General features: G+C 69.5%; 18 protein-coding genes. 8 read left to right on the forward strand and 10 right to left on the reverse strand.

What is annotated here, in order from left to right; genetic code table 11:
* Window positions 1-10 precede the first annotated feature (10 nt).
* The 6 genes from JD292_RS11575 to phnD form a co-directional block, all read right to left on the reverse strand.
* Window positions 11-688 carry a cyclase family protein gene (locus tag JD292_RS11575; protein ID WP_200132904.1) on the reverse strand — a complete coding sequence of 226 codons (678 nt, stop codon included), beginning with the start codon at window positions 686-688 and terminating at the stop codon, window positions 11-13.
* Window positions 689-758: 70 nt separating this feature from the next.
* Window positions 759-1436: a TetR/AcrR family transcriptional regulator gene (locus tag JD292_RS12275; RefSeq protein ID WP_200132905.1), complete on the reverse strand. Its 678-nt coding sequence runs from the start codon at window positions 1434-1436 to the stop codon at window positions 759-761.
* Complete coding sequence (locus tag JD292_RS11585; protein ID WP_369411241.1) at window positions 1433-2254, reverse strand: tyrosine-protein phosphatase; 822 nt, start codon at window positions 2252-2254, stop codon at window positions 1433-1435. Before JD292_RS11585 ends, JD292_RS12275 begins: the two co-directional genes overlap by 4 nt.
* Complete coding sequence (gene phnE / locus JD292_RS11590; protein ID WP_233614169.1) at window positions 2251-3189, reverse strand: phosphonate ABC transporter, permease protein PhnE; 939 nt, start codon at window positions 3187-3189, stop codon at window positions 2251-2253. Before phnE ends, JD292_RS11585 begins: the two co-directional genes overlap by 4 nt.
* A complete protein-coding gene (locus tag JD292_RS11595; protein ID WP_369411242.1) occupies window positions 3173-4048 on the reverse strand; it encodes a phosphonate ABC transporter ATP-binding protein in 876 nt (291 codons plus the stop codon). Before JD292_RS11595 ends, phnE begins: the two co-directional genes overlap by 17 nt.
* Window positions 4045-4959, reverse strand: a complete 915-nt coding sequence (gene phnD / locus JD292_RS11600; RefSeq protein WP_200132906.1) for a phosphate/phosphite/phosphonate ABC transporter substrate-binding protein — start codon at window positions 4957-4959, stop codon at window positions 4045-4047. Before phnD ends, JD292_RS11595 begins: the two co-directional genes overlap by 4 nt.
* Window positions 4960-5252: 293 nt before the next feature.
* Between phnD and JD292_RS11605 the strand changes: the two genes are divergently transcribed.
* From JD292_RS11605 to JD292_RS11620, 4 genes are all read left to right on the forward strand, one after another.
* A complete protein-coding gene (locus tag JD292_RS11605) occupies window positions 5253-5726 on the forward strand; it encodes a carboxymuconolactone decarboxylase family protein (RefSeq protein ID WP_200132907.1) in 474 nt (157 codons plus the stop codon).
* 104 nt (window positions 5727-5830) lie between these two features.
* Window positions 5831-6940 carry an FAD-dependent oxidoreductase gene (locus JD292_RS11610; protein ID WP_233614172.1) on the forward strand — a complete coding sequence of 370 codons (1110 nt, stop codon included), beginning with the start codon at window positions 5831-5833 and terminating at the stop codon, window positions 6938-6940.
* Window positions 6941-6964: 24 nt separating this feature from the next.
* Window positions 6965-7396: a hypothetical protein gene (locus JD292_RS11615; protein WP_200132908.1), complete on the forward strand. Its 432-nt coding sequence runs from the start codon at window positions 6965-6967 to the stop codon at window positions 7394-7396.
* A gap of 44 nt (window positions 7397-7440) precedes the next feature.
* On the forward strand, window positions 7441-8166 hold the full coding sequence (locus JD292_RS11620) for a DUF6882 domain-containing protein (protein ID WP_200132909.1): 726 nt from the start codon (window positions 7441-7443) through the stop codon (window positions 8164-8166).
* Here the strand turns inward: JD292_RS11620 and JD292_RS11625 are convergent.
* Together JD292_RS11625 and JD292_RS11630 are read right to left on the reverse strand one after the other, a co-directional pair.
* Window positions 8163-8600, reverse strand: coding sequence for a DUF3995 domain-containing protein (locus tag JD292_RS11625; protein ID WP_200132910.1), 438 nt, complete (start codon window positions 8598-8600; stop codon window positions 8163-8165). The two genes, JD292_RS11620 and JD292_RS11625, sit on opposite strands and share 4 nt — an antisense overlap.
* Before the next feature lie 54 nt (window positions 8601-8654).
* On the reverse strand, window positions 8655-8816 hold the full coding sequence (locus JD292_RS11630; RefSeq protein WP_200132911.1) for a hypothetical protein: 162 nt from the start codon (window positions 8814-8816) through the stop codon (window positions 8655-8657).
* Between the two features lie 122 nt (window positions 8817-8938).
* On the opposite strand from JD292_RS11630, the gene JD292_RS11635 reads away from it, so the two are divergent.
* The 4 genes from JD292_RS11635 (at window position 8939) to JD292_RS11650 (ending at window position 10670) form a co-directional block, all read left to right on the forward strand.
* Window positions 8939-9640 (forward strand): hypothetical protein, encoded by a 702-nt coding sequence (locus tag JD292_RS11635; RefSeq protein ID WP_200132912.1) that lies wholly within the window; start codon window positions 8939-8941, stop codon window positions 9638-9640.
* 85 nt (window positions 9641-9725) lie between these two features.
* Window positions 9726-9932, forward strand: a complete 207-nt coding sequence (locus JD292_RS11640; RefSeq protein WP_200132913.1) for an SPOR domain-containing protein — start codon at window positions 9726-9728, stop codon at window positions 9930-9932.
* A 46-nt stretch (window positions 9933-9978) separates the two neighbouring features.
* On the forward strand, window positions 9979-10146 hold the full coding sequence (locus JD292_RS11645) for a hypothetical protein (RefSeq protein WP_200132914.1): 168 nt from the start codon (window positions 9979-9981) through the stop codon (window positions 10144-10146).
* A 197-nt stretch (window positions 10147-10343) separates the two neighbouring features.
* Window positions 10344-10670, forward strand: coding sequence for an ArsR/SmtB family transcription factor (locus tag JD292_RS11650; protein WP_369411243.1), 327 nt, complete (start codon window positions 10344-10346; stop codon window positions 10668-10670).
* On the opposite strand, the gene JD292_RS11655 is transcribed toward JD292_RS11650, so the two are convergent.
* The gene (locus JD292_RS11655; RefSeq protein WP_200132915.1) at window positions 10667-11380 is read right to left on the reverse strand and encodes an MgtC/SapB family protein; all 714 of its coding nucleotides are present in this window, start codon (window positions 11378-11380) and stop codon (window positions 10667-10669) included. The two genes, JD292_RS11650 and JD292_RS11655, sit on opposite strands and share 4 nt — an antisense overlap.
* A gap of 76 nt (window positions 11381-11456) precedes the next feature.
* Window positions 11457-14195 (reverse strand): magnesium-translocating P-type ATPase, encoded by a 2739-nt coding sequence (mgtA, locus tag JD292_RS11660; protein WP_200132916.1) that lies wholly within the window; start codon window positions 14193-14195, stop codon window positions 11457-11459.
* Window positions 14196-14371 lie beyond the last annotated feature (176 nt).

Below are 14371 nucleotides of genomic sequence, written 5' to 3' on the forward strand. Positions count from 1 at the left end.
ACCGACCGGCTCAGCCGCGCCTGCGCCCGCCGGCGGACTGACGCCAGGCGACCGCCCGCACCGGCGCGCCATCGCCCCCGCGGACCGGCAGGGGGAAGAAACCGAGCTGCGCGCGCTCCCCCAGCGCTTCGAGGCCGCGCAGGTTCTCGACGATGAGGCCGTCGGCGCCGAGCACGATCTCGTGCACGGGAAACGCGCCCTCCTCACCGGGATTGGGCGTGGGGTCCGGGCTGAACATGTCGACGCCCAGCACGTGCATCCCCAGTTCACACAGGCGTTCCGCGGCCTCGGGGGCAAGGTGCGGGTGCCGGAAATAGCGGCGTCCGCCGAAGCGCCGATCCCACCCCGTACGGACGATCACGATCGCGGGCACCCGCGACAGCCGCTCGATCCCGAGCCGCTCGATCCCGATCGATTCGCCGGAGGAGAGCGGCTCCGCCCCTCCCCGAGTCGGGTCCAGAACGAGCGCCTCGCCGATCAGCTCATCGAGGCCGACGCGGTCGATCGTGCGTCCCCCGGGCACGATGTGCGCCGGAGCGTCGACGTGGGTTCCCGTGTGCGTTCCGAGCTCGAGCGCGGCCACCGCCGAGCCGTCCCTGGCGATGCTGAGCGCTGCCCGCACCCGCACCGCCGGATCGCCGGGATACACCGTCATTCCGGTGGCGATGGGATGGCTGAGGTCAATCATGCCCGCAGTGTATCCCGGGCCTCCGACAGCGACCACGGAGGTGTGATCGGCGGCCTCCCAGGGGGCGCTGTTAGGCGCCGAATTCCGGCGATGAGCCATCCGCCCCGCCCGGTTTCGCGAGCAGTCCTCGCCACACGATATCCACCGCCGCCTCGATCCGCGCGAGCGCCTCGGGATCGTTCGGACGCTCTCCGCGGACGATGATCTGGTAGTAGAGCACCCCGATCAGCAGGTCCATCGCCGGCCAGATCTCGAGTTCGGATCGCAGCTCGCCGCGGGCGATCGCGCGCTCGAAGGCCCGGTAGAGCGGAGCGCGTCTCGGCACGACGCGCTCCCTCCAGTACCGGCGCTGCATCTCGGGGTCCGCGATGAGGATCCTGATCCTGGCGCGGAAGCGACGATCGGGATAGGCCTCGGTCGACTCCGTGTAGCCCCTGAGGAAATGGTCCATGAACTCCCGCCGGAAGTCCCCCTCGTCCGGCACCTCAGGGGGGATCGTCCGGCCGTGATCGAGCGCGGCGAGCACCAGGTCGGTCAGCGATGGCCAGCGCCGGTAGATCGCGGCCCGGCTCACCCCGCTCGCGGCGACGAGCGTCGACACCGTGAGCGGCTCGTCGGCATCGACGATGCCGAGCGCGGCCTCAAGGATGCGATCGTCGAGATCCTCATCCCGGGGACGACCCGGCCCGCGGGCGGAGTCGATCACTCCGACCGCGGGCGCCGTTCGGTCCGTGACGAGCTGGCTCACGCGATGGCCCGTTCCCGGAGCCGCGCGATCGTCGCGTCGCTGAGCCCCGCGGACTGGAGCGGCGCGAGCGCGCTGCCGTAGCGGCCGCGCAGCCGGTCGATCAGGATCCGCATCGAGACATCCATGGGGCCGTCGTCGAGTCGCGTCCGGCGCATCAGCTCCTCGTAGTCGAAGCCCATCCCGAGCAGCAGGGGGCCGACGACGGCGCTCGTGCGCTGCTGGATCGCCGGCATGTTCGGTCCGGTCTTCGCGTAGTCGGCGATGATCTCCTCGTCGGACACCCCGAGCGCGAGGAGCAGCATCGCGGCGAGCACGCCCGTGCGGTCGCGGCCGGCCGCGCAGTGGAAGGCCGTCGCCCCCGGCGTGTAGGCGATGATGTTGAGCGCCGTCACGAGCATGGGAGCCGCCCGCTCGACCATTCCGACGTACATCTCCCCCATCACCTCGTGGGTGAGGACCGGAGCCTCGGAGTCGACCGAGGCGCCGATGTCACCCATGAGCGGCAGGTGGTGGTAGGCGACCGCGTGGGCCGCGAGCGGGCCGCGCCCCGTGAGCCCGACCTCGCCGGGGGAACGCAGATCGATGACGGCGGCGAGCCCGCCGGTCACGAGCAGATCCGCGATCTCGTCGGTGATGTAGGAGAGGTCGTCGGCCCGGATCGCGACGCCGCGCTGCACGGCGACCGCTCCGGATCTGATCCCTCCGAGGTCGCGCAGGTTGACGGGCTCGGAGCGCGGGATCACCGCGCCGTTCCCGTGCGGTGCGGGGAGCGTCGCCGCGGGGGCCTGGGCGACGGGGGCTGGACTTGCGGGGTTCACGTGATTCTCCTTCGGATGAGCGCGCTGCCCTGGTCGATGGCAGTGACGAGCACGATGATGCAGATGATGATTGCGCTGAGGTGGCCGTAGTCGTACATCCGCATGGCGGTGGTCAGTTCGAGGCCGATTCCGCCCGCGCCGACGAGGCCGAGGATCGTGGCACCGCGCACGTTCCCCTCGAACAGGAGCAGCGTGTACGAGGTCAGCAGCGGCGCGGCCTGCGGCAGGATGCCGTACTGGATGATCTGGCGTTTCGACGCGCCGACGGCCTCCATGGCGACGATCGGGCCGCGATCGACGGCCTCCATCGCCTCCGCGAAGATCTTGCCGATCGATCCGATCGATCCGAGCGTCATTGCGAGGATGCCCGCGAACGGGCCGAGCCCCACCGCGGACACGAACATGAGCGCGAACACGAGGTCGGGGACGGAGCGGATGATATTCATGACCCACCGCGACGGGTAATACAGCCACTTGGGAGCGATGTTCGACGAGGCGCCGAACGCCACAACGAGCGAGAGCACGGCGCCGAGCGCGGTGCCGACGACCGCCATCTGGAAGGTCTCGATGAGGAGCCTGACGATCGTTCCGAACTTCGAGAAGTCCGGCGGCCACAGCCGGGCGAGAAAATCGCCCATGTTCACCGCGCCCTCGCCGAGCTTTAGGAAGTTGAACTGCGCACCGGCGAATGACCAGTACAGGATCAGGGCGGCGATCGGAAGCCCGATCAGGAAGCGGGTCCGGGGCATTCGGAACGCCCGCTCGAGGCGGAGGCGATCCGCCTCGGAGAGGCTGCGTGCGCCGGATTTCCCTCCGGACCGGGAGGAGGACTTCACGGGAGGCTTCGCGCCCGGCGCCGCGTCGCTCGTGGCCGCCCCGGACCGGGACGCGGCCTCGCGCGTGTCACGCGCGCCGGACTCACTCGTCATCGTCATCGTGCTCCACCTCCTCGTACAGCGGAGCAAGTTCCTCGGCGCTCAGGGCGCTCGTCTCGCCCGAGACGAGGATCTCCCCCGCGCGCAGGCCCACGATGCGGTCGCTGTGGGCGAGGGCGAGCGGGAGCACGTGGAGGCTGACGAGCACGGGGATGCCGTCCTCGGTCGCGATCCCGCGCAGAAGCTCGAGCACGGAGTCCGCGAGTTTCGGATCGAGCGAGGCAACGGGCTCGTCCGCGAGGATCACCCGCGGGTTCTGCATGAGCGCCCTCGCGATCGCCACGCGCTGCTGCTGCCCGCCGGACAGCGAGCGGGCGGGCTCCTTCGCCTTGTGGGCGATCCCCACGCGGTCGAGGAGCTCCATCGCGCGCCTGCGGTGGGTGCTCGAGAAGCCCCCGATCAGGTTGAGCGGGCCGGCGCTGCCGAGCGCGCCCGTGAGCACGCTCAGGCGCGGGATCAGGTTGAACTGCTGGAACACCTGGCCAACGTCGGAGCGGAGCTCGCGGAGTTCTCCGCGGCGGAGGTTCGTCACGTCGTGGCCCGCCACGCGCACCGATCCGGCCGAGACGGGCGCGAACCCGGTGAGGCTCTTCATGAGCGTCGACTTCCCGGAGCCGGAGGCCCCGAGCAGCGCCACCATCTCGCCGGGGAAGAGATCCAGGTCGACACGGTCCAGCACGGCCGGGCCGTCGTAGGCGACGTTGAGATCGCGGACCGTGACGAGCGGCAGCCCGGCACGGAGTTCGGCGGTGGACGGGGAGCCTCCGCTCCCCGCGGCGGTTCCGGCCGGGGCACCGGCCGCGGCCGCTCCGCTCGCTCGCGCTGCCCCGCGCTTCGGATGGGCGATCACCGCGCTCACTTCATGTCCTTGAGCTTGACGCCAGCGACGTCGGCGATCTCGGCGAACTGGTCGAAGATCTTCGGGTCGGGATTGGAGGTGGCCTGCGCCGAGGCCATCGGGCCGAAAGCCCCGAGACGCTTCGCGTTCTCCTTGACCAGGACCTTCCGGAAGCCCTCGTCGACCTGCTTGCGGGTGTCCTCGTCGAGCGACTGGCGGCCGAGGACCGCGGTGGAGACGTCCATCGCGGGGCTCTCGCCGACCGCCCGCCACTCGCCGTCCTTGAACGGGAACATCGGCTCGCCGAGCTGCGTCAGCATCACCGCGGTGCAGGCGGCATCGACCTGGCCCTGCTTGAGCGCGGCGAAGCTACCCTCGTGGCCGCCCGCGAAGATCGACTTGTAGTCCTTGTTGTTCTCGAGCCCGACCTCGTGGAGCATGTAGACCGGCATGAAGAAGCCGGAGCTCGACGCCTGATCCGCGAACGCGACCGTCTTGCCGCGGAGGTCCTCGAGCTTCTGCACCGGCGAGTCCTTCAGCACCACGCAGGTGGAGACGGGCTTGCCGTCACCGCCGAAGGACATGAGCGCGTCGACCTTGCCGGTGCCGACGGCGAGCGCGGAGGGGAATCCGCTCATGATGCCGATGTCGACGTGATCGGCGCGGATCGCCTCGACCACGCTCAGGTAGTCGGGAACCTCGGTGATCTCGAGCTTGCGGCCGGTCTCCTTCTGGAAGAGCTCGGCGATGACGTCGTAGGGGCTCTCTGCCGTGGGATCCTCGCCGATCGGCACGGCCGCCATCGTGATCGGGGCATTGGGGTCTTTCGGCTGCTTCGCGGCGGCGGTGTCTCCCTCGGCGGAGGAGCATCCGACGAGGGCGATCGCGGCGATGCCGAGGGCGGCGACTACGGGGAGGATGTGGCGGCGCATGGTGACCTTTCGGGTGTGGTGACGCGTGACGTTTCGTGCTGCGGGGGTCGCTCCCGATTTGCGAGAACACCGTTATTCAAACCAGCGAAGGTGACGCGCAATTACGAGAACGGTGGACTGCGAACCCAACGGATCGTGAACAGTCGGTGTCGCAGACGCCGCTCCCGAACGGGGCGACCGGCTCATGAACGGGGAGGTCCCACTGCCCGGCTCCCGCGAGGGAATGGACGGCGGCTGGACGTGGTTGGATCGAGTGAGCGCGCTCAAGGCCCCGCGCGCACGAGAGGACCGGTATGCGCCCCTATCTGGACAAACAACTCCCTGAGGTGTGGAAGGACGCCGCGGCCTTCTCGGAGTCGGTGCGGCGAGCGGTCACCGACCACGGGCTCTCCGTCCCCGAGGCCGAACTCATCAAGGTCCGCGCATCGCAGCTCAACGGCTGCGCCTTCTGCCTCGACCTGCACGCGCGGGAGAGCCGGGCGGCCGGCATCCCGCAGCAGCTGCTCGACCTCCTCCCGGCCTGGCGCGAGACCACCCGCTTCGACGAGCGGCAGCGCGCGGTGCTCGCGATCGCGGAGGCGGCGACGCTCCTCCCGCTCACCGAGGACTCCCGCGCGGACCTGGAGGGCGCGCGCGAGGTGCTCGGCGATGACGCGTTCGCCGCGGCCGAGTGGGTCGCCGTCGCGATCAACACGTTCAACCGGGTGTCGATCCTGAGCGAGCACCCGGTGCGCCCGCGCGGCGCAGACGGCGGGCTGCTGCGCTGAGCACGGTCGAGTCCTCGCGCGCGGGCGCAGACGCGGGTTCGGCCGCCCCGCTGCCGGCGGTCGTGATCGGCGCGGGACAGGCAGGGCTGTCCGCCTCATACCATTTGACCCGGCTCGGCATCCGGCACGCCGTGCTGGATCAGGACGCCGCTCCGGGAGGCGCGTGGCGCCACCGCTGGGACGCACTCACCATGCGCGACGTCCACGGCGTCGCCGAGCTCCCCGGCTCGGATCCCCCTCCGCGAACGGAGGCGCGCGCGAACCAGGCCATACCCGCCTATTTCGCCGAGTACGAACGCGCGCACGGGCTCCCAGTCGTGCGACCGGCGCGCGTGCGGCTCGTGCGGGAGGCGATACCGGGCGACCCCCACTCCCCCCTCGTGCTCGAGGTCGCCATGCCCTCGGGCGCGGACCCCGGGCCGATCGGCGCGTTCCGTGCGCCAAACGGGGAACCCCTCAGCGCCGACGCCCGCTTCGAAGTCCCCGCGCGCACGATCGTGAACGCCACGGGCACCTGGACGCGGCCCTTCATCCCGCACTATCCGGGCGCTGAGACGTTCCGCGGCGAGCAATTCCACACGGTGGACTACCCGGGCCCCGAGCACTTCCGGGGGAAACGGACGCTCGTCGTGGGCGGCGGGGCCTCCGCCGTGCAATTCCTCGGTGCACTCGCCCCGATCACCGACACGATCTGGGTCACCCGCCGCGCACCGGTGTGGCGCACGGACGACTTCACCTCGACCGCCGGGATCGAGGCCGTCGCCATGGTGGAGCGCCGCGTGGCCGCGGGCCTCCCGCCCGAGAGCGTCGTGAGCGTCACCGGCCTCGTGCTGCGCGAGCAGGAGCGCGAGGCCGAGCGACTCGGGGCGTACTCCGCGAGACGCCCCATGTTCGCGCGCATCCTCCCGGACGGCGCGGAGTGGCCCGACGGGAGCCGCGAACGCTTCGACGCGATCCTCTGGGCAACCGGCTTCCGCCCCGCCATCTCGCACCTCGCGCCGCTCCGGCTGCGCAGCGAGGCCGGGGGCATTCAGCTCGACCGCGCCGGGCGGGGCACCGGCGCTGCTGTGGATCCGCGCGTGCAGCTCGTGGGATACGGGCCCTCGGCGTCGACGATCGGCGCGAATCGCGCGGGGCGGTCGGCGGCCAGCGGAGTGCGCCGATACGTGGAGGAACACGCTCCCAAGGTCTCCGCCTACACTGGGGGCAACTGAGGCCGAAAGCACGAGGAGGTCGCCGTGTCTGAAACCGTCCATTCGAATCTTCGATCCTGGGCTACGGGATCCCACGCGACCGAGGCCGCGGTTGAACTCCTGATCCGGGCCGATCTTGCAAGCGGTGGTTCGCAGTGGGTCCGCGACGCTTCGCTCGAGAGCTCGGAACCGCCCAGGCTGTACGTCGACCACGCGATCTTGGTATCGGCCTCCGACTCGCTTTCGGGCCAGTCGCGCGCCATCGCACGGCTCGCCGCCTCGATGCTCGGCGGCGACACGGTCGACCTCTCCACCGCGCTTCCCGCGCTCGATCGCGATCACGTGATGCTCGTGCTCGCTGCCGTCGCGCACGCGGCCGGTTCCCACGAGGATTCGGCTCCGCGGATGGCGGGCGGCAAGGTTGTTGGGACGCTCGCCCTCGGCCCGGCTTTTGCCTGGCCCCAGCTCACACGCTAGTCAAAACCTAGCGCTTTCCCATAGGAAACGTATAGGTTTGGCGCATGAGCTTTGATCAGATCTCTGCCCTTGCCAATCGCGCCGCCCTCTATTCGATGCTGCGACAGGACCAGCTCGTCGAGGCCACCGAGGCCCTCGGTGACCACCGCTGGGATGTCGACCTCGCCGCGAACGAGTTCACTTTCCAGTCGAACACCGATCCCGAGCAGAAGATCACCGCGGTCCCGTACCTGCTCGCCTCCATCGCCCCCGGCCCTCGCTCCCTCGTCTGGGCGCGAGCGCTCCCGCAGGGCGACCCCTCGGGGATCACCGAGGTCCTCGCGCAGTACGGGCGGGACTACGGCATCGAGGGATTCGCGGCCGATGAAATCCAGTTCCCCGAGGACACGGGCGACGACATCCAGGAGTGGATGGCGATCTTCGCGCACCAGCTCGGACGCGCGGCAACCCTCGTCACCGGCAAGTCCCCCTACTTCACCGCGGGAGTCGGAGGTTCGAGGATTCTGCTCCTGCTCGACGCCCCGCTCCCGGCGCTCACGGTCAGCGAGGCCACCACGCGCATCCCGCGTCTTATGTCGCAGGCCGAAATTCCCGATCCGCGCACCGGCCTCTGGGAAGCGGCCCGCCTCGCTGGTTGGAAGCTCGAGTGGACGGACGACGCATTCAGCGGCGCCACGATCTCCGACGAGACCGGCAACGCGACCTTCACCTTCGATGAGAACGCAAACATCACCGGCATCACTGGCGAACTGCGCGGGGCGAGCTCCTAGGACCCCGACGCGCGTCTGGGCGCGGCACCCACGAGGGTCGCCGCGCCCAGCGTCAGGCACAGCGGACGGTAGCGTTCGCGGTCCAGCCGCGTGAAACGTTTCCCCACCGGCGGCAGACCGAGCATCGCGGCCGACGCCCCGCCTCCGAGGGCCGCCCGCGCGAGCAGCGCGGCTCCAATGAAGCGGCGAGCGGCGGTAACGCCCCGCCCCTCGCCGAGCGAACCGCCGGCGACCGCGCCTGCCCCGAGCAAGAGCGCGCCGACCGTCGCGGTCGCCGCGGTCGACGGGAATACCCCGCGGGAACCCACGACAGCCTCACCGAGACGCCGGCGATTCCGTTCGGGCCAGCTGGACCCCGACGCCCAGACCAGGTGGAGCACCCCCACGCCGGTCAGCCCGGCCCAGGCGACGGCGCGCCCGGCCCGGGTGCACAATCGCGCCCCGCGACCGGGAGCGCCGTCGCTCCGGCGCCGCTCTGCACTCGACACTCAGCCCCGCTCGTCGCCCTCTTCGCGGCGGCGATCCTGCGAGCCGAGCGACTCGGTCGTTCCGCCGGTCTCGTCGAACACCTCGTCGCGCTCGCGCTGACGCTTCTCCTCCTGCTCGAAACGGTCCTCGCGCAGTTCGTCGTTGTGGTTTTTGTGGCTCATGGTATCTCCCTCTGATCAGCGATTCGAGTGTCGCGATCCTACTCCTACACCGCGCGAGAACGGAAGCCCAAACGCCGCAACCGGAGGCCATCTGCGCGCGGCCCGGACACTAGAGTGAAGCCGTGTTTGCCGTAGACCTGCTCCGCTTTCTGAGCGGCATCGTTGCGCTCCTGGGTATCGGCTTTGCGACCGGGTTCAGCCCGACGCTCGTCGCGGAAACCCTGCGGGTGCTCACGGGCACGAAACGCCCCGATCGCGCTATCGGCGCCCTGCTCATCGGACTCGTGGCAGGATCGGGGCTCCTGCTTTTCCTCCTGCAGTTCGTCGACCCGCGCGCACTCGCGAGCCGGCTGAGCGCCGAGACCGCGCGGATCCTCGTGAGCCGCGGGATCGACCTCGCCGCGGGGACGATCTTCCTCGTCGCCGGCGTCGTCCTCGCGGTGCGCGCCCGGCGTCCCCGCAAGCCGCGCGCACCGAAGCCGCCGCCCAGCAAGCCGTGGCCGTTGATCCTGCTCGGAGCCTCCAGCGTTGTGCTCAGCGCGAGCAGCTTCGCGACCGTGTACCTCGCGGCCCGACTCGTGCACGGGATCTCAGACGCGCCCCCGCTTCGCGCGCTCGGCGCGCTCGCGTTCGTGCTCGGCCTCGTCTCCCTCTACGTTGCACTCGCCGCGGTCTGGGGCCGGATCCCCGCGCTCGCGGCCCGGATCACCCGGCTGTTCGCCCGCGTCGCGCGAGCCGACCTGCGCCCCTGGGAGGCCGGGATCGTGCTGCTCGCCGCCGCGATCCTGCTCGCCCTCGGAATCTTCGGAGAGCCGGGGATCTGATCCGGATCGGTTTCATCCCGCCGCTTCGCGGAACAAACGCGAATTTCGCCTCGGCGATCGGGGAAAATCTCAGTAGACTCCCCGTATGGACATCCAAGAGTTCGAGGCCGGCCAGGACGAGCCCCAGAAGTACTTCTACAACCTGAAGACCGGCGAGGTCGCCCAGGGCTACGCGTGGCCCGCGGTGGATCGCGTCGGCCCCTTCGACACCGAGGAAGAGGCGAATCACGCCCTCGAGAAGATCCGCGAGAACTCCGAGAAGTGGGCCGCGGAAGACGCACTCGACGACTAATCTGCGCCGTCGCACCGCGACGGACACCGACGAATCGGAGGACCTGATGCTGGGACACAAGCACCGCGAGGAGCGCGAGGAAGAGCACGCCATGGAGCTCGCCCGCGAACAGGCCGCTGAGGCCGTCGACGCGAGCGAGACCGACGACGCCGAGTTCGATTCGAACGAGCGCGTCGAGGAGCAGGTCGAACGAGACGACGTTCGCGACGCCTGATCCGCGCGGATATTCACCGAGGGCGCCTCACCGGCAGTGGTGGGGCGCCCTCGTCGTTTGCGCCGGGGTTTCCGGAAGGACCCCGCACCTCGCGAGGCGCACGGAACCGGCCGCACGCCGCAAATTCACGCCCCCGGCTGGGTTTTCGGCCCGCCTCGTTTCCACGGTTTCCCAGTGGAATCCGGGATGATGGAGTCGTGGACGAGAACATTTCCGGTCGGGCCGTAACCGTGGCGCAGTTGCTCGCCGCCGCGGAGGTCTTCGATCTGCTGTCCGCCCCCACTCGACTCCATCTCGTGTGGTCGCTCGCCGCTGGCGAGCAGGACGTCACGACGCTCGCGGAGCGCACGGGAGTCAGCATCCCGGCGGCCAGCCAGCACCTCGCCAAGCTCAAGGCGGCCGGCATCGTTACCCCGCGCCGCGAGGGGCGCCGGCAGCTCTACCGGGTGACGGATCAGCGCACGCTCGCGGTCGTGGACGGCATGCTCTCCAGCATTTCCCCGCACGGTTTCCCAGCCCCCTAGTCCTCCGGGCTGAGCGGTTGCGCGGTCCAGCGCACGCCGAGCACCTCCGGGGTCCTGATCACGTCGGCGATCGCGAGCTCGATCTCGTGGTCGTCGCGCTCGCGGCTCGTGACGGTCGCCGTGATGACGACGACCTCGTCGGGGAGATCCGTCGCCGCGATCGAGGCGACCGTCAGATCCGGACGATCCACCGCGGCGAACACCACGGCGCGAACCGGAACCTCGTGATCGCGGTTGCAGCGCACCTCGAAGGTGTACTCGACCTCGGTGTTCTCCTCCCGTCCGACCGCGCTCGGCCGCCGGTCCAGCGCCCGCGCAACCGGCCGGAGCAGCACGTTCAGAGAGATCACGGCCGCGGTGCCGAGCGCGCCGACCCACACGAGCCCGCCCCCGGCGAGCGCGCCGACCGCCGCGGACGCCCACAGCGTCGCCGCGGTGTTCAGCCCCGAGATCGACGCGCCCTGCTTCATGATCACCCCGGCGCCGAGAAAACCGATTCCCGAGACCACCTGCGCCGCAACGCGCGTGGGGTCGGCGTCGGGTCCGTCGAAGCTGTACGCGCCCATGACCACGAACAGGGTCGAGCCCAGCGCGACCAGGGCGTTCGTCCGAAGCCCTGCGGTGCGGGCCCGCCACTGTCGTTCGAACCCGATCAGCACGCCGAAGCCCGCACCGCAGGCGACGCGGATCGCGATATCCACCCATTCCATCGCCGCTTCCTTTCTTCGAGACGAGACGAGTGCGCGGGGCCGGACGCGCGTCCGGCCCCGCGATCCTGGTCCGGGATCAGATCCAGGAACCAACCTTGCGGATGTAGATCCGCTTGATGGCCTGCGTCAGGAAGACGTAGGCGAGCAGCGTCGCAACGAGCCACGGGAAGTACGTCCAGGGCAGCGGAACGAGCCCGAGGATCGCGCCCCATCCGGTGAACGGCAGCACCAGGCCGAACAGGCACACCGCACCGGTCGCGAGCAGCACCGGGACGCTGGCGCGGGACTGGATGAAGGGGATCCGCTTGGTGCGGAGCATGTGCACGATCAGGGTCTGCGAGATGATCGACTCGATGAACCAGCCCGACTGGAAGAGCGCAGCGTGCTCGACCGAGTTCGCCGCGAAGACGAACCACATGAGGGCGTAGGTCGAGAGGTCGAAGATCGAGGAGATCGGGCCGATGAAGGTCATGAACTTCCCGAGGCTCTTCGACTCCCACTTCCTGGGCCTCCGGATGTCCTCCTCGTCGACGCGGTCCCACGGCAGCGTCAGCATGGAGAGGTCGTAGCTCAGGTTCTGCACGAGCACGACGAGCGGAATCATCGGGAGGAACGGGAGCAGCGCGCTCGCGACCAGCACCGAGAACATATTGCCGAAGTTGGACGAGGCCGTCATCTTGATGTACTTCATCGTGTTGACGAAGGTGCGACGGCCCTCGATCACGCCGCCCTCGAGGACGGTGAGGTCCTTCTCGAGCAGGATGATGTCGGCGGACTCCTTCGCGATGTCCACCGCGGTGTCCACCGAGATGCCGACGTCCGCGGTGCGCAGCGCCTGCGCGTCGTTGATGCCGTCGCCCATGAACCCGACGGTGAAACCCTGCTCGCGCATCGCCTCCACGATCCGCGCCTTCTGCGAGGGGCTGACCTTCGCGAACACGGTCGTCTCCCGCGCGAGGCGGCCGAGGTCAGTGAGGCTCATCTCGTCGGTCTCGGGACCGAGCACAATGCGGCCGGGATCGATCCCGATCTGCTTGCAGACCGTCGCGGCCACGAGCGGGTTGTCGCCCGTGATCACCTTCGTAGCGACGCCGTGCTCCTTGAGGCTCGCGATCGCGGAGCCAGCGGTCGCCTTCGGCGGATCAAGGAAGGACAGGAACCCGATCAGGGTCATTTCCCGCTCGTCGGCGACGCCGAACTCGTCGCCCTCCGGGGCCGACGCCTCGTCGACCGTCCGGACCGCGACAGCGAGAACGCGCATGCCGAGCTCGTTCTGCTCCGCGACGAGGCGGCCCAGCGCCTCGCGGCGATCCTCGCCGAGCGGCAGCTCGTCGCCGTCGCGCAATTCGGTGGTGCAGAGCGCGAGGACCTCCTCGACCGCCCCCTTCGTGATGATGACCCGCGAGGCGCCCTCCTTCACCACCACCGACATCCGGCGCCGCACGAAATCGAACGGCATCTCGTCGACGAATGCGAAGCGGCGCTGCACATCGGCAAGCCCCCGCGGCCCGGCAGCAGACAGCACGGCGGCGTCGAGGAGATTGCGGAGCCCCGTCTGGAAGTGCGCGTTCGCGGCGGCGTACTCGAGCGTCGTCTCGCAGGCGACGCCGTCGACGTCGATGTGGCACTCGAGCACGATCCGGTCCTCGGTGAGGGTGCCGGTCTTGTCGGTCGCGAGCACGTCCATCGCCCCGAGGTTCTGGATGCTGTTCAGCCGCTTCACGATCACCTTGCGGCGCGACATGATGTTCGCGCCCTTGGCGAGGCCAGCGGTGACGACGAGCGGCAGCATCTCGGGCGTGAGGCCCACCGCGACGGTGATGCCGAACATGAAAGCGCTCGTCCAGTCCTTGGTGAGCCCGTTCACGATGAACACGACCGTCACCATCACGACCATGAACTTGATCAGCGTGAACGTGACCTTCTTGATCCCCCGGTCGAAGGCCGTTTCCGGCCGCTTCCCCGTGATCGCCGACGCCATGCTGCCGAAGTAGCTCTGCTTGCCGGTGCCGAGCACGACCGCTGTGCCCGATCCGGAGACGACCGACGTCCCCATGAACCCGAGGTTCGGGGCGTCGATCAGGGTCTGGGTGGTCACGTCGTCGGCGATCACGGTCGTCTTCTCGGCCGGCATCGACTCGCCCGTGAGCATGGCCTGGTTGATCTGCAGGTCCTTCGTGCGCAGGAAGCGCACGTCGGCGGGGATCATGTCGCCAGCGGCGAGCTGCACGATGTCACCGGGAACGACGTCCTCGATGGGGAGCTCCCCCGTGACCGGGCGGCCCTTGATCTGACGGGTGATCGCGACCGTCGTGCGCACCATCGCCTTCAGCTCCTCGGCGGCCCGCGAGGAGCGGTACTCCTGCCAGAAGCGAACGATCGCGCTCGCGAGCACCATGATGCTGACGGTGATGACGCCGGTGAAGTCCGGGCCCTCCTGCGGATCCGCGAACACCACGTCGGTGAAGAACATCACTCCGGCGAGGAAGATCAGGATCAGGATGAACGGGTTGACGAAGGTCTTGAGGAACTGCACGATCGCCGGGGCGGGCTTATCGTGATCGACCTCGTTCCTGCCGAAGCGCTCGCGGGCGCGCAGGACCTGGTATTCGGTGAGCCCGTCGAGCGCCGAGCTCCGGGTGCGGAGCGAGTGCTCCGCGGGCGTCATCGCGGCCTCGACGAGCAACTGCTGCTGCCCCGCGGCGAGGTTTGAGGATGCGGTTTCACTCCGCTTGATCCGCTTGGCGGTCGCGGCGCTGGGGGTCTTCTCGAGGAACTGATCTGCTGATTCGATTGAGGTGCGGTCCACGCTCATGTCGGGTCTCCTGATGTCTGGGCGCGACGAGGTCTCCCCCATCGACGCTCAGTGGCGAGGGAGAACTAGTGACTGCGCAGGGATGTTTGGCTCCCCCGACCGGCCGCGAACGGCACCTCTGTGAGACGCTCCGTCGGCGGGCCGGGGACGATCGGTCGACTATGGTCGTCGCTCAC

Source organism: Leucobacter edaphi, from assembly GCF_016522535.1.
In the GTDB taxonomy this organism is placed as follows: Bacteria; Actinomycetota; Actinomycetes; order Actinomycetales; family Microbacteriaceae; genus Leucobacter; species Leucobacter edaphi.